The organism is Streptomyces soli (assembly GCF_003999195.1).
Lineage (GTDB): Bacteria > Actinomycetota > Actinomycetes > Streptomycetales > Streptomycetaceae > Actinacidiphila > Actinacidiphila soli.
Window position 1 is genome coordinate 17,470 of the sequence record NZ_RJVR01000216.1, and the last position, 16,755, is coordinate 34,224.

General features: G+C 70.8%; 16 protein-coding genes, 1 tRNA gene and 1 pseudogene. 10 read left to right on the plus strand and 8 right to left on the minus strand.

Going from position 1 to position 16,755, the window contains the following annotated elements; genetic code table 11:
- The 3 genes from EFK10_RS20580 to EFK10_RS20590 are packed head-to-tail and all read left to right on the plus strand — an operon-like array spanning position 1 to position 2,830.
- A complete protein-coding gene (locus EFK10_RS20580) occupies positions 1-654 on the plus strand; it encodes a Mu transposase C-terminal domain-containing protein (protein WP_407647110.1) in 654 nt (217 codons plus the stop codon).
- Positions 651-1,700 (plus strand): ATP-binding protein, encoded by a 1,050-nt coding sequence (locus tag EFK10_RS20585; protein ID WP_240677354.1) that lies wholly within the window; start codon positions 651-653, stop codon positions 1,698-1,700. The genes EFK10_RS20580 and EFK10_RS20585 overlap by 4 nt, the downstream gene beginning before the upstream one ends.
- The gene (locus EFK10_RS20590; RefSeq protein WP_127357131.1) at positions 1,697-2,830 is read left to right on the plus strand and encodes a hypothetical protein; all 1,134 of its coding nucleotides are present in this window, start codon (positions 1,697-1,699) and stop codon (positions 2,828-2,830) included. Before EFK10_RS20585 ends, EFK10_RS20590 begins: the two co-directional genes overlap by 4 nt.
- Positions 2,831-2,867: 37 nt before the next feature.
- On the opposite strand, the gene EFK10_RS20595 is transcribed toward EFK10_RS20590, so the two are convergent.
- The 3 genes from EFK10_RS20595 to EFK10_RS20605 form a co-directional block, all read right to left on the minus strand.
- The gene (locus EFK10_RS20595) at positions 2,868-3,317 is read right to left on the minus strand and encodes a hypothetical protein (protein ID WP_127357132.1); all 450 of its coding nucleotides are present in this window, start codon (positions 3,315-3,317) and stop codon (positions 2,868-2,870) included.
- A 425-nt stretch (positions 3,318-3,742) separates the two neighbouring features.
- On the minus strand, positions 3,743-4,417 hold the full coding sequence (locus tag EFK10_RS20600; RefSeq protein ID WP_127357133.1) for a formylglycine-generating enzyme family protein: 675 nt from the start codon (positions 4,415-4,417) through the stop codon (positions 3,743-3,745).
- A gap of 176 nt (positions 4,418-4,593) precedes the next feature.
- Complete coding sequence (locus EFK10_RS20605; protein ID WP_127357134.1) at positions 4,594-5,460, minus strand: helix-turn-helix transcriptional regulator; 867 nt, start codon at positions 5,458-5,460, stop codon at positions 4,594-4,596.
- A gap of 149 nt (positions 5,461-5,609) precedes the next feature.
- Between EFK10_RS20605 and EFK10_RS20610 the strand changes: the two genes are divergently transcribed.
- Entirely contained in the window at positions 5,610-6,533 is a 924-nt protein-coding gene (locus tag EFK10_RS20610; RefSeq protein WP_127357135.1) for an SDR family NAD(P)-dependent oxidoreductase, read from the plus strand.
- 1,368 nt (positions 6,534-7,901) lie between these two features.
- Here the strand turns inward: EFK10_RS20610 and EFK10_RS20620 are convergent.
- Positions 7,902-7,978: transfer RNA gene (locus tag EFK10_RS20620), tRNA-Thr, on the minus strand.
- A 168-nt stretch (positions 7,979-8,146) separates the two neighbouring features.
- On the opposite strand from EFK10_RS20620, the pseudogene EFK10_RS52175 reads away from it, so the two are divergent.
- The 3 genes and pseudogenes from EFK10_RS52175 to EFK10_RS50565 form a co-directional block, all read left to right on the plus strand.
- A pseudogene (locus tag EFK10_RS52175) lies at positions 8,147-8,206 on the plus strand (hypothetical protein); the annotation flags it as partial.
- A gap of 140 nt (positions 8,207-8,346) precedes the next feature.
- On the plus strand, positions 8,347-8,652 hold the full coding sequence (locus EFK10_RS52180; protein WP_265737537.1) for an amino acid permease: 306 nt from the start codon (positions 8,347-8,349) through the stop codon (positions 8,650-8,652).
- Between the two features lie 36 nt (positions 8,653-8,688).
- Positions 8,689-8,937 (plus strand): hypothetical protein, encoded by a 249-nt coding sequence (locus EFK10_RS50565; RefSeq protein ID WP_240677355.1) that lies wholly within the window; start codon positions 8,689-8,691, stop codon positions 8,935-8,937.
- On the opposite strand, the gene EFK10_RS20630 is transcribed toward EFK10_RS50565, so the two are convergent.
- From EFK10_RS20630 to EFK10_RS20640, 3 genes are all read right to left on the minus strand, one after another.
- A complete protein-coding gene (locus tag EFK10_RS20630; RefSeq protein WP_127357136.1) occupies positions 8,892-10,454 on the minus strand; it encodes an alpha/beta hydrolase in 1,563 nt (520 codons plus the stop codon). The genes EFK10_RS50565 and EFK10_RS20630 overlap by 46 nt on opposite strands.
- Positions 10,454-11,479: a hypothetical protein gene (locus tag EFK10_RS20635; protein WP_127357137.1), complete on the minus strand. Its 1,026-nt coding sequence runs from the start codon at positions 11,477-11,479 to the stop codon at positions 10,454-10,456. Before EFK10_RS20635 ends, EFK10_RS20630 begins: the two co-directional genes overlap by 1 nt.
- 153 nt (positions 11,480-11,632) lie before the next feature.
- A complete protein-coding gene (locus EFK10_RS20640) occupies positions 11,633-12,844 on the minus strand; it encodes a DNA polymerase III subunit delta' (protein ID WP_127357138.1) in 1,212 nt (403 codons plus the stop codon).
- Positions 12,845-12,961: 117 nt separating this feature from the next.
- Between EFK10_RS20640 and EFK10_RS20645 the strand changes: the two genes are divergently transcribed.
- The 3 genes from EFK10_RS20645 to EFK10_RS20655 all read left to right on the plus strand — a co-directional run bounded on the left by EFK10_RS20645 (position 12,962) and on the right by EFK10_RS20655 (position 16,363).
- Positions 12,962-13,771 (plus strand): class I SAM-dependent methyltransferase, encoded by an 810-nt coding sequence (locus EFK10_RS20645; protein WP_127357139.1) that lies wholly within the window; start codon positions 12,962-12,964, stop codon positions 13,769-13,771.
- Positions 13,772-13,865: 94 nt separating this feature from the next.
- Positions 13,866-14,903, plus strand: coding sequence for a C40 family peptidase (locus EFK10_RS20650; protein ID WP_127357140.1), 1,038 nt, complete (start codon positions 13,866-13,868; stop codon positions 14,901-14,903).
- A 191-nt stretch (positions 14,904-15,094) separates the two neighbouring features.
- Complete coding sequence (locus tag EFK10_RS20655; RefSeq protein ID WP_127357141.1) at positions 15,095-16,363, plus strand: PP2C family protein-serine/threonine phosphatase; 1,269 nt, start codon at positions 15,095-15,097, stop codon at positions 16,361-16,363.
- On the opposite strand, the gene EFK10_RS20660 is transcribed toward EFK10_RS20655, so the two are convergent.
- Positions 16,360-16,686 carry a DUF2516 family protein gene (locus EFK10_RS20660; protein WP_127357142.1) on the minus strand — a complete coding sequence of 109 codons (327 nt, stop codon included), beginning with the start codon at positions 16,684-16,686 and terminating at the stop codon, positions 16,360-16,362. The two genes, EFK10_RS20655 and EFK10_RS20660, sit on opposite strands and share 4 nt — an antisense overlap.
- Positions 16,687-16,755: the final 69 nt, after the last annotated feature.

Genomic DNA, 16,755 nt, shown 5'->3' on the forward strand with positions numbered 1-16,755 from the left:
TTGCGTGACCCGGAGGCGCCGAAGCGGGCGTTCTCGCCGAACGAGAAGTACGCCACGCTGGTGGAGTCCTGCGGTTACGTTCCGGTCCCGCTGAACGGCGAGGACTACATCGAGCTTCTGCCCGAGCGCTGGCAGGCGATCAACGCCTACGGCATCAGGATCCAGCACCGAACCTACGACGACGGCGAGTTGGGCCCACTGCGCCGTCAGCATTCCGGGGTGGCGGCGAAGAAGGGTCTGTGGGAGATCCACTACGACCCCTACGACATCTCCCGGATCTGGGTGCGCGACCGCCGGGGCGATCGGTGGATCACCGTGTTCTGGAAGCACCTGCGTCGCGTCGGCGTCCCGTTCGGAGAGCTGGCCTGGGACCACGCATGCGAGCAGGTTCCCGGCGGCACCGAGGAACAGATCGCGGATGCTGCCGCGGCCCTGCTGCGGCGGGCCCACGACGGCCCCGCCACGGAGAAGGGCCCTGCGGCCAAGCGTTCCCGCCGAGTCGCCGCCCGGACCCGGGCCACCACCCCCGACCGGCCGATCCCGGACCCGCCTGTTGCCGAGGCCGCGCCGGAGGAAGAGGCGGACACCGGGCTGGCCAAGGTCATCCCGCTCGGTCTGTTCGACCCGCTCGCCAACCCATGGAGACGTCCGTGACCATCCCCGAACCGGCAGGCCGGCACTCCGCCCTGCACGAGGTCGACGCCGCGGCCAACCGGCAGCTCACCACCCTGGACGGATGGCGGGCCTTTGCCGCCGGGCCGCCCGAGCCCCCGGTCCTGTTCTCTCCCGACGCGTTGCGAGGGCTGTCCTCGGCAGAGCGGGCTCTCTACGACGAGGACCGGCTCGACCATCACGCCCGGATGCTCGTGGTCGCCACCTCGTTCGTCGAGAAGACGGTGGTCTGCGGCCGTCGACTGGTCCTGCTGAACCGGCACGCGATCAGCGCTCGCCGCGGCCTGATGGTCTCCGGCCTGCCGGGCACGGGCAAGACCAGTGCCATCACCCAGCTCGGCCTCGCCCACGAGCTCCTCGATCGGGCACGCCACCCGAACGTCGCCGACCGCATCCCGGTGGTCTACATCACCGTCCCGCCGGCCGCGACCGCCCGCATGGTCGCGGCCGAGTTCGCCCGCTTCCTGGGGCTGCCTGTCCGTCCCCGGTCGAACATGACGGATATCATCGAGGCCGTGGTCGGCGTCTGCACGGACACCTACACGGGGCTGGTGCTCGTGGACGAAATCCACAACGTCTCGCAGGTCACGCGGGCCGGTGGCGAGGTCTCCGACACCCTGAAGTACTTCTCCGAGCGCATCCCCGCGACGTTCGTCTATGCGGGCATCGGCCTGGAGACCAGCGAGTTGCTGGCCGGCACCAGGGGCGCCCAGATCGCGGGCCGCTTCACCCTCGTCCCCACCCGCCCGTTCCCCTACGGCGACGAGTGGAAGGGCCTGGTCGCGACCATGGAGGAGACCTTGCTCCTGCACGATCACCCGCTGGGCAGCCTGGTCAAGCTGGACCGTTACCTCCACAACCGGGCCGACGGCATGATCGGAGCGTTGTCCCACGCGATCCGGGGCGCCGCGATCGACGCGATCCTGGGCGGGACCGAGCGCGTGACCAAAGAAGGGCTCGACGAGATCCCCCTGGACCACGCCGCGGAGACGCTGAGGAAGCCGGCGAAGAAGGCGGCCACCCGGTGACCGAGGCATTGCCCGAACAACTGGCCCGACTCCCCGTCCACGTCTCACTGCGACTCGGCGAGGGCACCGACTCATTCATCCGCCGACTGGCCCAGGCCAACCACCTCAAGCCCAGCTACCTGCGCGGATGCCTCGTCGGACCGCCCGACTACGGGCGCGGGAAACGACCACGCGCTGACCGACTCGCCGCAGTCACCGGCCGTCAGCAAGCCGTCCTGGAACGGGTGCTGCCCGATCTGGTGCGATACAAGCGTGCGAGGCCGGCCCCGGACAAGCCCAAGCGACGTGTCACCACCAGCGCGGACAAACCCGCGCTCTTCGCGGCGATCCGTCGGGACGCCCAGGAAGGAGAGAAGTCCGTCCGTCAGCTGGCGGCCAGGCATCACGTCGGCCCGAACATGGTCCGCCAAGCACTCGCCTCACCGACTCCTCCACCACGCAAGAAGAGCCCGGCCATCGAAGGCCGAGCCAAAAGGCGCGTTGGACCAGTCATCGACGTCATCCTCGACGAACACGCCGCCGCCCATGCCGGCCAACTTCCCACGATCGGGCTGGTCTGGGAGAAGTTGCTGGACGAACACGACGCCAGCGTGTCCTACGGCACCGTTCACCGCTACATGTCCAACCACCCGCTGAGGAACCCGGACACATTGACCAGGCGCCCCGAACGAAGTGCGGGAAACTACCTCGCCGCCACCCAGCAGACCTTCCACACGAACGTCCTCAAGCACTACCAGGCGCTACTGACCGCGGTTCGTCGCGAGCCCGCCCGGCACGGCCTCGACGGCTCCTTCTCCGCGATGACCGCCTTTCTTCTCGGCCTGGATGCCGGAAGCTCCTGGAGCATGCTCACCGGGTTCCAGGAATGGCTCGTGGTCCGTCTCGGTCGAGGCCACGATCTGACCTGGCCCCTCCTCGTCCGCCACCTCGCTCCAGGGGGTTGGACTCACCCGCTCACCAAACAGGCCGACGCCGCAGCTGTGATCACGCTCCACCGACTCCTCCGCGACTTCTTCACGATCCGGGAGCGACCGGACGGCCTCGCAAGGATCTTCCTGGACTACCAGTCCTGGATGGTCACACAGGACTGGTATCAACTCGACGCAGCAGAGCCGGCCCCAGGCAGCTGACCAGGCCGGTGGTCGTCATTTGGAACAGCGCGATGGCCTACTTGGATTGGGGGTCTTCACTCACCGCGGCGGCGACCAAGGCCACCAGATTCTCGGTCCAGCAATCGCTCTCTTTCGTCGCGACTTCGACACCGCAGCCGGAACAGACGAGGTTGGGGCCGTCCTGGCCCGCGAGGCCGCAACAACCATTGACGCGGCGAGCATCGGAGTGGAGTGCCGTCCCCGGAACGTCGTCGGGGTGAAGGATCAGAAGGCTGCCGTCGAAGTTGACCTTGAAGGTTCCCTGAGCCATCCGTGGTGAAGCGATCTCGTTGCCAGGCGGGCGTTCGGGGCCTCTCAGCGGTTCCCCCGGCTTAACCTTGCCGGTCAGAGGCTGCTGACAGTTCACGCAGTGAAAGACGACCACACGACCATTCTGCCAGCGAGACCATGAGCATGAAGCCGACACCGTATTCACCACGACCTCGGCGGCCTGCAGCCGTCTCACTCAATCCAGTCCACGCAGGCCAACGCGATCCGGCCGCCTAACTTCGTTGCGACAGGTCATGTGACAACGAATCTTGGTCGATTGCCACCGAAGTTTGACGTCCGGCCGTCTCGTGACAGCGAAGTTTGACCGCGCAGATCAGATATGTCCCGTAAGCGTGGGAAGCTGTGCCGGGACACGATAGAGGTCACCTGGACACGGTTTCTGTCACCGCGACCGGCGGCGTACGTACGGCCGGACCATCGGCGCAGGTCGGCGTCACGGGCCCGATGACAGATGCCCTGTCCACGACGCCGGTGGTGACAAGAATCCTGTCCCGGCGGTGACAACAAGCGCGTCCTGCGCGCCGTTGAGGCCCAGGCCGCGGGCGTTGCTCGGTGACAACTGCCGGGTCCCGGCACAGAAGCGGTCGTGCACCATGCGGATCAGCGCACGTTGGAACGCGCGATGCGGAATCCCACGTCGTCGACCTGGAAGGTCGGGTGGCTGCGGCGCCGCACGGGGGCCCGGCAGCTCCAGTGCTCGTCGAACCAGCCACCGCCGCGTAGCACCCGGTAGGTGCCGTAGACCTTGGCGTCGTAGATGTCCCAGCACCACTCCCAGACGTTGCCGAGCATGTCGTAAAGGCCCCACGGGTTGGGCCGCTTGCCGCCCACGTCGTGGATTCGCTCGTGCGAGTTGCCGCGGTGCCAAGCGATCTCTTCTAGCGGTCCGTAACGGGGTCCGGTCGTACCGGCGCGGCAGGCGTGCTCCCACTCGGCTTCGGTCGGCAGCCGGTACCCGTCGGCGGATGGGTCCCACTCGATGCCTTCGCCGTTGGCATGGAAGTGGTAGGCGGGCGCGAACCCGTCGCGCTGGGACAGGGCGTTGCAGAACCGGACCGCGTCCCACCAGGAAACGCCCTCGACGGGCAACTGGTCCCCACGGGTGGTGCTTGGCCGCTGGTCGGTGATCTGCGCGTACAGCGACTGGGTGACCGGGAACGCCGCGAGCTGGTAGGGCACGAGCTCGACCGACCAACTGCGCTGGGTCCGCCGGTCCGACAGCGTTACCTGCCCCGGCGGGATAGCGATTATCTCGTGCCATGCGCTCGCGTCCATGGGCAGACGCTACCGGCACCTGTCCTGGCGACCGCGCTGCCAGCCTTCCACGCCCCGAAGCGACGCCCTGAGGGCCCTCTGTGATTCGTTGTCACAGGACAGCGAGGAGCCCCCGGATCGGGGCACCGCAGGCGATGACGTACGGCGTCCCGCCAACGATGGAGCCGGGGCCGGTGTCAGGGGCGTGCGGTGGCGGTACGGCCGCCTGTGACGCGAAGAAGGTCGAGCTTTCCCGCGTCGCTGCTTCCGGCCGCTGCCGTGTAGGTGACCATGCGCAGGTCCGCGCCCGGAACGATCAGGACGTCGCAGTCGAGCAGGATGTCGCCGATCTCGGGATGCCGGATCGTCTTGCGGTCGGTGGTGTGCTGGGCAGCTGCTGTCTGCGTGGCCCAGTGATGAGCGAAGGCGTCGGATTCTTCCCGGAGGTCGTGCACGAGACGATCGAGCTGGGCGTCGGCGGGGTAGCGGGAGGCGCCGTCCTTGAGGTCGGCGACGATCGACGCCTCGAAGGTGTCCTGTCCGCGCTCGGACTGGACGGGAAGCATTGAGGCATGAGCGGCGCCGTTGCCGAAAAGGGCGCGCGCGAGGTTCCGTTCGGCGGTCGGGAGGACGGTGGGGTCGCCGTGCAGGGCGCTCCACATGGTGTTCCACCACACCAGGGTCCAGTCGGCGGTGAACACCCCGATCGGGACGTCGCCCAGGCGCGCGGCGAGCCGCTGGATGCCCGGGGGCACATGGGTGCTGACGGTGCCGTCCTGCGGCGGAAGGAGCCCGGCGCTGCGGTACAGCTGGTCGCGCTCGGCCCGGGAGAGCTGAAGGGCTCGGGCGAGGGCGCCGACGACCTGGGCCGAGGGTTTCTTCGCGCGTGACTGCTCCAGGCGCAGGACGTAGTCGACCGAGAGCCCGGCCAACTGCGCGAGCTCCTCGCGGCGCAGGCCCGGGGCGCGACGGCCGGCCGTCGCGGTGAGGCCGGCGTCGGCCGGGGAGAGGCGGTCGCGCCAGGCGCGCAGGAGTACACCGAAGGTGGAGCGGGAGGCGGCCATGGCTCCATTCTCACCGCTCGGCGCCCGGCGAGCCTGGGTACTGCCGGTCCTAGTGACGGGGACGGCACTGGTTGACGGTGGCGCAAGCGACGAACGTTGGTGATGCGCCCAGCCGGGCGCACACCGGCTGACCAGTCAAGGAGCCTCCCATGCGGCACACCATCGTCATGACCGGCGCGAGCCGCGGGATCGGCCGCGTCGCCGCGGAGCACATCCTGCGCCAGTCTCCCGACGTGCACCTCCTCGTCGTCGCCCGCGGATCCTCCGGCGCACGCCTGGCCGCGGAACTCGCCACGGGCGGGCACACGGTCTCGCACCTCTCGGCGGACCTCGGCTCGCTGGACAGCGTCCGCTCGGCCGCCGCCGAGATCCGCGACCGGCTGCAGCGCGGTGATCTGCCGCCGCTGCGCGGCTTCGTGGGCAACGCGGGCATCCAGTACACGAACGCGCTGACCGAGGGGCCCGACGGGTTCGAGTCCACCTTCGCCATCAACGTGCTCGCCAACCACCTGTTCGTCCGCCTGCTCCAGGACCGCTTCACCGCTCCCGCCCGGATCGTGATCACCGCCAGCGACACCCACTTCGGCGACTTCAAGCACAACATGGGCATGGTGCCCGGCCCGGCCTGGAAGTCCCCGGACGTCCTCGCCCGCACAGGTGCCTTCCCCAAGCCGGACACCACCACCGGCGGGCGCACCGCGTACTCGACGAGCAAGCTGGCCGCGATCTACCTCGTGCACGAGTACGCGCGCCGGCTGCCGGCCGGGATCGACGCCGTCGCCTACAACCCGGGCTTCGTCCCCGGAACCGGCCTCGCCCGCAACGCGAGCCCCGCCGCCCGGTTCGCGATGCGCCGCATCCTGCCAGTCATGACCCTCACCCCGTTCGCAACCAGCCGCAGCACCGCCGGGCGCTACCTCGCCGACGTCGTCCTCGGCACGACCCAGGCGCCGACCGGGGCCTACGTCGACCGCAAGCGCGTGGACCGGTCGTCCGAGGAGTCCTACGACCCGCAGCGCGAAGGCGAGCTCTGGGAGACCGCCGAACGGTTCACCGCGCCGTACCCTGCCTGAATCGTGGAACCTCCGGGCTCAGCCCGAAGTCGGAACCGCAACGTCGCGAGTTCGCACCTTCCGCAATTCACGATGGCCAGAATTCAGGAACAGATATGTGAGGTACCCGCCGCTGCGGCGGCCGGGCCCACGGCCCTGATGACCGCCCCGTATCGCAGCCCACGCCTCTGACTCTCACGGTGCGGATCGCGTGATCCGTGCCGCGTCGTCCGCGGCCTGTCGGGGGCGGGGCACGGTGACGGCGGTGTTCCCCTCGCCCCGTCCTACGATGAGCGCGGGGGGTACTGCGGCTGCCTTTCGGCCTCACCTGGGCTGGACCCCTAGACCGCCGCGGCGTTCCTCGCCGCACTCACCGGCCACTGGCACCGCAACGCCCGCGAACCCGCACCCCCGGGCGCCCCCGGTCAGCGCGCCTACCATCACCGCGCGGCCGCCGCTGGTCTCACCGTCCTCGATCACCTCCTGAGTTGAATCGACGGTGAGAGGGCTACGGCACGTTTCCGGCGTATTCCAGTTGCCCGCCCACTAAGGCCGGCACGACAGCCCCATCCTGCAGAAGAATCGAGCCCATGAGCCCGTACGTCACCACCGCCACAAGCGACCGCTATCACGCCAGCCCCGACTGCCCCGCCTTCCGCCGCGGTGTCCTCGGGAACGAGGCCCAGGGCATCGCTCCGCGGCCGGTCCAGGAGATGACTGCCGATGAGGCCCAGCTTGCGTGGCAGACGCCGTGCCACGTGCCCGGAGTGCCTGGAATCGGCGGGGCAGAGTACGCGGTGACCGATGACCTAGTCGCCGCGGGCCCGCCTCGACGAAGACGAGCGTGCCGCCCGCCGCCTCGTTCAGCGACGCCTTCGTCCAGTCCCATGCCCCGGACTGCCTGTACAGCACCGGCAAGAGCTGACCGTACCTGGCAGCGGTGACGGGCCAGCACGGATCACGGCTCTTGGCTGAGGTCGACAACTGAGCCGGGCACGCACGGCGAACCCAAATACACACCGACCACCCTCGTTGTACTGGCACGTACCGGGCTGGTTCGCGCCACGCAGACTGCAGCCGACGCAGCCAAAACCACCCACTACCGGGCACCACCAGACCGATAACTGATGGCGCGTCAATACCAATGCGCTCCCCTCGCGCTCCCCTGGCCTGCCGACAGCCCACCCGCCGCACCCCGGCAGCCGAGCCGCCATGAAGAAAGTCCAGCTCAAGGGGCACTTACGCCCAGCGGCGCCACAAGCAAATCCATAGAGTGAACTATCAACCTACGCATCGGAATGCGTAGGTCGAAAAGCACTTACACGCACACTTCCCAAGGTCAATAAAAAGGAAAAACCCCAGGTCACAGGCCCGACCTGGGGTTCACCATGGAGCCGCCTTCGGGATTCGAACCCGAGACCTACGCATTACGAGTGCGTTGCTCTGGCCAACTGAGCTAAGGCGGCAAGCTGCGCAGCCAGAGTGGCGTCAGCAGCGCGGCCAAGTCTACACAGTCCCGGAGGGTGCCTCTGACCAGGGGGAGTGGGGTGGCGGGGCGGCGGGGAGGTGGCTGGTGAGGGCGTCGAGGAGGAGTGACCGTGGCGGGGTGGGCGTTCATCGGGTTCGACGCGTACGTGTCAACGGCGGAGGAGATGAAGGACGCGGGGCGGCAGGTGCCGAGGGCGATGTGGTGGGCGCTGCTGAGCGTGGGGGTCGTGGTGATCCTGAACGCGATGGCGGTGGCGCTGGCGCCTCCGCACCCGGCGGACGTGGGGGCCGACAAGGACGTCGATCCGGTGACGACGGCCTCGGGTCGTGGTCGGAAAAGCCGTTCGTGTGCGTGGTGCTGGTCGGCTTCCTGGCCTGCGCGATGGCCTCGCAGGGCGGCGCCGCCCGGGGACTGTACTCGCTGGCCCGGGACGGCGCGTTCCCCTTCTCTCGGCAGGTCAGGAAGGTCAACGGGAGGCAAGCGCCGATCGGCGGGCCGGTCGCGTCGACGCTGCTGAGCGCGAGCGCGCTGCTGCTCGGGATGAACGCGACGGCGATCGGCGCGGTCATCGCCTTCGGTACGGCGGCGACCTTCCTGCCGTTCTTCCTTACGCCGCTGGCCGCGCTGATCGCCCGGCTGCGAGGCAAGTAGCAGGGACGTAACGGCCGCAAGGGCACCGCCCTCAATGTGCTGGCGGTGCTGTGGGCGGGCTTCGAGCTGGTCAACGTCTGCTGGCCGCGCGTCCTGGTCGCGCCGCCCGGCGCGCCCTGGTACCAGGTGTGGGCCCCGCTCCTCGGCACCGGGGTGGTGCTGGGGAGCGGGGCCGCCTACCTGGTCGTCCGGCGGCCGCAGGAAGAAGTCATGACGCCGGCGTCAGTCGAGGAAGCCGGTCAGCACCTCTTGCCGTCGGCCGGCACGATGCCCTCCAGCAAGTAGCGGTTGACGGCAGTGTCGATGCAGTCGCTGCCGCGCGCGTACGCGGTGTGGCCGTCGCCGTCGTACGTGAGGAGCGTGCCGGAGTCGAGCTGGTTGGCGAGGGACTGGGCCCAGGCGTAGGGCGTGGCCGGGTCGCGGGTCGTGCCGACGACGAGGATGGGGGCGGCGCCGCCGGCGGTGATGCGGTGTGCGGTGCCGCTGGGAGCGACTGGCCAGTAGCCGCAGGTGAGGCTGGACCAGGCGAGGTTGGTGCCGAAGGTCGGGGAGCTGCGGGTGAAGGAGGCGAGGGCGCGTTTCACGTCGCTGGGACCGGAGAGGGCGGGGGGAAGGTCGAGGCAGTTCACGGCGGCGTTGGCGTACATGAGGTTCGAGTAGCTGCCGTTGGACGTGCGCTCGTAGTAGGAGTCGGAAAGGGCGAGGAGGCCGCTACCGTCACCCTTCTTCTCGGCCTTGGTGAGGGCGTCGCGCAGGGTGGGCCACATGGCCTGGTCGTACATGGCGGAGATGACGCCGGTGCTGCCGAGAGCCTCGGTGAGCTTGCGGCTGCTGCCGGTGGGGAGGGGCTTGGCGTCGAGGTCCTTGAAGAAGGCGTCGAGGCGCTTGCCGGCGTCGTCGGCGCTGGTGGTGCCGAGGGGGCAGGCGACCCTGCGTACGCAGTCCTTGGCGAAGGCGGTGAAGGCGGTCTCGAAGCCGCCGGCCTGGACGCGGCTGCTCTCCAGGGCGGAGACGGAGGGGTCGACGGCGCCGTCGAGGACGAGGCGGCCGACGCGGGACGGGAAGAGGCCCGCGTAGGTGGCGCCGAGGAAGGTGCCGTAGGACTTGCCGATGTACGTGAGCTTCTTGTCGCCGAGCAGGGCGCGGAGGATGTCCATGTCACGGGCGGACTCGACGGTGCTGACGTGCTTGAGGAGCTGGCCGGCGCGCTGCTGGCAGCCGGCGGCGAACTGCTTGTCGGCCTGGACGAGGGCGTTCTGCTCGGCGGTGGTGTCCGGGGTGACGTCGGTCGCCGTGAAGGCGTCCATCTCCTTGTCGGACAGGCACTTCACGGGCGCGCTGCGGGCAACGCCGCGCGGGTCGACGGCGGTCATGTCGTAACGGGAGGTGACGGGCGCCGGGTAGCCGAGGGCCGCGTACTGCAGGTAGTCGATGGCGGAGCCGCCGGGGCCGCCGGGGTTGACCAGGAGGGAGCCGAGGCGGGAGCCGGGGCCGGTGGCCTTTTTGCGGACGACGGAGAGCTTGAGGTCGGTGGCGGCGGAGGGAGCGGCGTAGTCCAGCGGGACCTTCATGGTCGAGCACTGGAAGGCGGCCGTGCCGCAGGCGCGCCACTTCAGCTTTTGCTCGTAGTAGGGCTTGAGCGCGACGGAGTCCGACCCGTCGGACGAGGGCAGCGCGCTCAGCGATGAGGGCGAGGAGGCGGCGGCGCTGTGGCCCACGCTCCCTGTGGTGCAGGCGGTGAGCAGCAGCCCGGCAACCGCGATGACGGTGCCGGAGGTGCGGAGCAGGCGCGGGGTGTCCATCAAGGTGCCTCGGTTCCTCCCGTCGGGTGATTGGGAGCGTATCCGCCCTGATGGGGCGGAACCGTCCTCCGCCACGCTCTTATGGGTGATTCAGGTCCGTCGAGCTTCTCGGTGAAATAGCCCGCGACGAGGCCGAGCAGGCGGCGACGCGGGGTGATGCCGTCAAGGATGCGCACCTCGGTCAGATCCTGCATCTCGTCGCGCAGGCGCAGGGCGGAGGCCGCGTGTTCCTCCTCGCCGGACGGCGTGGCGAGGAGGAAGTCGGTGGTGCTGCGGCGGGGCAGCGCCATGTCGTCGTACGTCCCCGAAATCCCGGCGGCCGCCTGGTAGTGCTCGGGGTGCGCGAGGGCTTCGCGTACGGCGCAGGGCGCCTGGTCGCCGAGGCCGAGCAGGGCGCGGGCGCTGCGGACCGGGGCGAGGCGGTAGCGGTCGGTGACGGCCTCCGGGACTTCGGCGCCGCAGCGGGCGGGCAGGACGACGACGAACGGGTCGGCCAGACCGCTGCGGACGTGGGTGTCGAAGGCGCCGAGCAGGGCGGGGGCATCGTCGTCCTGCGCCATGTACGCCACGACGTACGGGAAGTCGAGGCCGGCGGCGCTGGGGTAGCCGTACTGCGGCGGCAGCCAGACCCGGGTGCCGTCGGCGTACCGCTGGAGGGTGCCGCCGGCGGGGTACGCGACGGTGCGGGGCGGGCCGGGGTCGCGGGCAGGGGCGGGTGCGGGGTTCCGCCTGGGGCGCACGGGAGGTGTGGGGGCTCGCGCGGGAGCGGGCTCGGCAGCAATGTGCGCCGGGTGTGCGCCCCCCGGTCCGCCCCCCAAGCCCGACCCCCAGCAGATCGCCACCGCCACCACGGCCGCCGCCACCGCCGCCCCAGCCGCGCGCACCACAGTGCCGGCGTACGCCACCGGAAGCTCGTACGGCCTGCCGGCCCGCTCCGCCCACCAGTGCCGCAGCGCCGAGCGGGCGAGGGCGGCAGTGGCGACGGCGCCGAGCACAGCGGCGAGCAGCGGGAGGAGCTCGACCACGTTGACGTACCACCTCGGGGACGGGGGCGCTGGTCAGCAGCCTGCGTCACACCCCGCCGCCCGCCCGGCGCCGACGCGGCGGGTGGGGCCCGTCGGCGGTGCGATGATCACCCGAACGAGGGACTCCAGTCGCGCCCGGAGCCGTAAGCGGCCTCACCCCGCCCGCAGCGCCAGCGCCATCGCCTCGACCGCCAGGAGCGGCGCCACATTGCGCTCCAGGGCCTCCCGGCAGGCCAGGACCGCCTCGATGCGCCGCAGCGTGTGCTCCGGGCGGGAGCCGGAGGCGATGCGGTCGATGGCCTCGCGCGACTCGACGTTGGCGATGGCGACGCCGGTGCCGAGCTGGACGGCGAGCACATCGCGGTAGAAGCCGGCGAGGTCGATGAGGGCCAGGTCGAGGGTGTCGCGCTGGGTCCGGGTGGAGCGGCGCTTCTGGCGGTCCGCGAGGTCCTTCATCACCCCGGCCGTGCCGCGCGGCATCCGGCTCCCGGCGCCGGCCGAGGCGCCCATCGCGGCGCGCAGCTCCTCCGTCTCCTTGCCGTCGACGGCTTCGGCGACCTGCTTGGCGTCCTCCGATGCCGCGTCCACCAACTCCTGGGCCGCCTTGAGGCAGCCGCCGACGTCGGCCACCCGCAGCGGCAGCCTGAGCACCGCCGCCCGCCGTTCCCGCGCCCGCGCATCGGTCGCCAGCCGCCGCGCCCGCCCGATGTGGCCCTGGGTGGCGCGGGCGGCGGCCTCCGCGACGGCGGGCTCGATCCCGTCCCTCCGTACGAGCACCTCGGCGACCGCTTCCACCGGCGGCGTACGCAGGCTGAGGTGCCGGCAGCGGGAGCGGATGGTCGGCAGCGCGTCTTCGACGGAGGGCGCGCAGAGCAGCCACACGGTGCGCGGGGCGGGCTCCTCGACGGCCTTGAGCAGCACATTGCCGGCGCCCTCGGTGAGGCGGTCGGCGTCCTCCAGGACGATGACCTGCCAGCGGCCGCCGGCCGGGGAGAGGGAGGCGCGGCGCACCAGGTCGCGGGTGTCCTTCACGCCGATGGAGAGCCCCTCGGTCCGGACCACCTCGACATCGGCGTGCGTCCCGATCAGCGTCGTATGGCATCCGTCACAGAATCCGCACCCCGGCGCCCCGCCCAGCGCCCGGTCCGGGCTCACGCACTGCAGCGCCGCCGCGAAGGCCCGGGCCGCGGTCGAGCGCCCGGAGCCGGGCGGGCCGGTGAACAGCCAGGCGTGCGTCATCTTCGACGCCGCCGGGTGCGACTCCCCCGCCGCCACGGCCGTGACAAAGGCGTCCGCGTCCCGCGCGGCGGCGGACAGCTGCGCCGTCACCCGGTCCTGCCCGACCAGGTCGTCCCATACCGCCATCGCCGACCGTCCTCCGGTGTCCCCGCTACGTCCACCCCATTGTCGGGTACGCCACGGACAGCCGGCCCCGTCCGGCCGGGTGCCGGCACCCCGCGACGGCTCGCATACGCTCCCTCCATGCGCCCCGCCCGCCCTGTCGGCGCCGTCACCCGCGGCACCACGAACCCGAACCGGCTGCGCCGGATGGACCGGTGGATCGCGGCGACCTACGGCACCGCACTGCGCCGGGCCACGGATCCGGTGGCGGTGGACCTCGGCTACGGGGCAGCGCCCTGGACGGCGGTGGAGCTGCTGACGCGGCTGCGCGCGGGCGTACGCCCGGACGCCCGGGTGGTCGGCATCGAGATCGACCCGGCGCGGGTGGAGGCGGCCCAGCCGTACATACGGGACGGGCTGACCTTCGCGCACGGCGGCTTCGAGGTCCCGCTGCCCGGCGGGGAGCGCCCCGCACTCATCCGCGCGGCCAATGTGCTCCGCCAGTACGACGAGGACGAGGTGGCCGCCGTATGGGCGCGGCTCAGGGCGCGCCTGGCACCCGGCGGGGTGATCGTCGAGGGCACCTGCGACGAGATCGGCCGCCGCCATGTCTGGGTGGCGCTCGGACCGGAAGGACCCCGAACGGTGACCTTCGCGACCCGCCTCGGCTCGCTCGCCCGCCCCTCCGACCTGGCGGAACGCCTTCCGAAGGCGTTGATCCACCGCAATGTGCCGGGCGAGCCGGTGCACGCCTTCCTCAGCGACTTCGACCGCGCGTGGGCGGCGGCGGCGCCGTACGTATCGCTGGGGGCGCGGCAGCGCTGGATCCGGGCCGTACGGACGCTGGCCGAGGCGGACCACTGGCCGGTGGTGGACGGCCCGTCGCGCTGGCGGCAGGGCGAAGTGACGCTGCTCTGGCAGGCGTTGGCACCCCGAGCACCGCGCAGCTGATTCCAAATCGCGGTTCGGCGTGGCACCATCCGCATGGATGTGACGATCCGTCAGAAACGGGTGCCCGCATGCGACGACGACGTACGACCACCACATGGCTCGCGGCAGCCTGCGCCGCGACACTGCTCGCCGGGACAACGACCACCAGCGCCCACGCCGACCGCGCCCAGCGCACCCTCACCGAGGTCCGTACGCAGGTCAGCGAGCTGTACCGCAAGGCCGAGGTCGCCACGGACGCGTACAACGCGGCCCACGAGAGAGTGACCCAGCAGCAGAAGGACATCTCACCCTCGCCAGGGCCATCGACAAGGCGCAGAGCAAGCTCAAGACGCTCACCGCCCAGGCCGGCGCCCTCGCCGCCGCCCAATACCGCAGCGGCGGCACCGGCACCCTCGACTCGGAACCTGCAACTGCTCCTCGGCGGCGACACGGACGCCGGCACCGCCCTGGACGGCGCCGCGCTCACCGAGAAGGCGGCCCATGCCGCGAACACGACGATCAGCGAGCTGACGACGACCAAGTCCGAGCTGGACACTTACGCGACCGCCGCCACCGCCGAGCTGGCGAACCTCACCAAGGCCCAGCAGGACGCGCCGACGCGAAGAAGCAGATCACCACCCGGCTCGCCCAGGCGCACGCCCTGCTGGCCACCCTCCAGGCCCAGCAGAAGGCCCGGCTCAACCGCCTCGAGGACGAGGCGGCCTACCAGTCGCAGATCACCTGGCTCAAACCCGACACCGCTACCCAGCTGACGCAGCAGGCCACCACCGCCACCGCCCAGGGCAGACAGGCCGTCGCCTACGTAACCGCCCAGCTCGGCAAACCGTACGAATGGGGCGCCGAGGGTCCCCGCGGCTTCGACTGCTCGGGCCTGACGGAGCAGGCCTGGAAGGCGGCCGGCACCACCATCCCGCGCACGGCGGAGCAGCAATGGCGGCAACTCCCGTACGTGCCCCTGGCCCGGATGCGGCCGGGCGACCTCGTCGTCTACTACGACGACGCCAGCCACGTCGCGATCTACGTCGGCGACGGCGCGATCATTCAGGCCCCTCGTCCTGGGAGGACCGTCACCGTGGCAGGGGTCGGATCGATGCCGATCCTGGGCGTCGTACGACCCGGTTCGACCGTGTGACCCGCGCCATGCGCAGACAGTCCCCAAACGTGACGTTGGTCATGTCCAGTTCGTCCCCTGAGAGATGAAATCCCCTGCTGAGAGGCGCATATGACACAGGCGGTTTACCGTCAGCTCTCCCGCCGCACCACCTGCTGCCGCTATGGTCGCCAGTCAGCGCAGCACCCTCGGGGGGAGGGAAGGAACATCCGATGTCCGCAACAGAGGTCCCCCAGGCCTCCGTGCCAGGGCCGCGCCAGGGATCCCTGGCCGACGGCCGGACCTCGCCTGCCCTCACGCTGCTGGCGATCGGTGACTACCCAACCGGCGCCTTCACCGTCCCCGACATGCTCGACGTCTCCGGCACCCGCGTCCGTATCCGCCGGGCCCGCAACCTCACCGAGGCCGAGCGGCTGCTGAAGGACGACGTCAACTGCATCCTGCTGGACCTCGACCTCGCCGGTGAAACCGGCCTGGACCTCGACAGCCTGCGGCACGTCCTGCGCCTCGCGCCCCGTACCGCCGTCCTGGTCCTTACCAGCAGCGGCGAGACCGACGCCGAGCGCGCCGCCGAGGCGGTCCGGATCGGCGCGCAGGACTACCTCACCCGCGACGAGCTCGACCCCTCCCACCTCACCCGCGCCATCCGCTACGCGGTCGAGCGCAAGCGGGCCGACCTCGCTCAGCGCCAACTGGCCGAGACCCGGCTCCTCGCCCAGGAGAACGCCCGCCTGGAGCGCGGCCTGCTCCCCGTTCCGCTGCTCGCCGGCGCCGAGGACTGGCTGACCTTCGCCTCCCACTACCGCCCGGGCCGCAGCCGCGCCCTGCTCGGCGGCGACTTCTACGACACCGTACGGACCCCCGACGGCACCGTTCACGCCATGATCGGCGACGTCTGCGGCCACGGCCCCGACGAGGCCGCGCTCGGCGTCGAGCTGCGCATCGCCTGGCGCGCGCTGACGCTCGCCGGGCTGAGCGGCACCGTGCTGCTGTCCACGCTCCAGCAGGTCCTGGAGCACGAGCGCGCCGACGACGAGATCTTCGCGACCCTCTGCGCCCTCGACATCGCGCCCGACGGCCGCACCGCCGACCTCTACCTCGCCGGTCACCCCTCCCCGCTCCTCTCCCACCCCGGCGAGCTGCCGCGCCTGCTGCCGTACGAGCACGGGGGCCCCGCCCTCGGACTGCTGGCGGACGCCGACTGGGACGGGGAGCGGATCGAGCTGGGCGAGGCGTGGAGCCTGATGCTCTACACGGACGGCCTCATCGAGGGCCACATCGGCGAGGGCACGCAACGCCTCGGCCAGGACGGCATGGTCCGGCTCATGGCCGCCCACCTGGCGGCAGGGCTGCGTGGCGAGGAACTGCTCGACGCGGCGGTCACCGAGGTACGCGATCTCAACGGCGGAGAGCTGACGGACGACGTGGCGCTCGTCCTGCTCGACCGGGGCCAGACCGCCCCGGCGCCGGACAGGCCCTAGCGGTTGAAGGGCCCGTACGGGCCGTCACTGCTGCTGCCACCACGGCGCCGACGGGGGCCGGTGATCTCCTTGACCGCGGGACGCACGTCGACCATGTACACGATTGTGGCGATCAGGCCGAAGATCTGCAGGAAGAGGATCCCGTACACACTGACCGCCACGGCCAGGCCGAGGATGATCAGCCAGAAACTCTTCTTCTGCTTGTCCGCCGCACGGTAGGCGTCCTGCCGACGGATCGCGGCATCGACGAACGCGAACACCGTGAACAGCACCAGGGCAATCGAGGCCCAGCCCAACAGGTTGTTGAACCCTTGCACCAGCATGCCGTCCACCTCCGTCGTCGGCTCCACCGTACCCGTTGAACGGGCCGGGCACGCGTGGCGTGCCCGGCC

Excerpts from the sequence above, each read along its gene's own strand:
- EFK10_RS20600 (WP_127357133.1), bottom strand. The coding sequence starts at position 4,417 with ATGGACGCGAGCGCATGGCACGAGATAATCGCTATCCCGCCGGGGCAG.
- EFK10_RS20650 (WP_127357140.1), top strand. The coding sequence starts at position 13,866 with ATGGCTCGCGGCAGCCTGCGCCGCGACACTGCTCGCCGGGACAACGAC.
- EFK10_RS20655 (WP_127357141.1), top strand. The coding sequence starts at position 15,095 with ATGTCCGCAACAGAGGTCCCCCAGGCCTCCGTGCCAGGGCCGCGCCAG.
- EFK10_RS20660 (WP_127357142.1), bottom strand. The coding sequence starts at position 16,686 with ATGCTGGTGCAAGGGTTCAACAACCTGTTGGGCTGGGCCTCGATTGCC.
- EFK10_RS20645 (WP_127357139.1), top strand. The coding sequence starts at position 12,962 with ATGCGCCCCGCCCGCCCTGTCGGCGCCGTCACCCGCGGCACCACGAAC.
- EFK10_RS20610 (WP_127357135.1), top strand. The coding sequence starts at position 5,610 with ATGCGGCACACCATCGTCATGACCGGCGCGAGCCGCGGGATCGGCCGC.
- EFK10_RS20640 (WP_127357138.1), bottom strand. The coding sequence starts at position 12,844 with ATGGCGGTATGGGACGACCTGGTCGGGCAGGACCGGGTGACGGCGCAG.
- EFK10_RS20605 (WP_127357134.1), bottom strand. The coding sequence starts at position 5,460 with ATGGCCGCCTCCCGCTCCACCTTCGGTGTACTCCTGCGCGCCTGGCGC.
- EFK10_RS20630 (WP_127357136.1), bottom strand. The coding sequence starts at position 10,454 with ATGGACACCCCGCGCCTGCTCCGCACCTCCGGCACCGTCATCGCGGTT.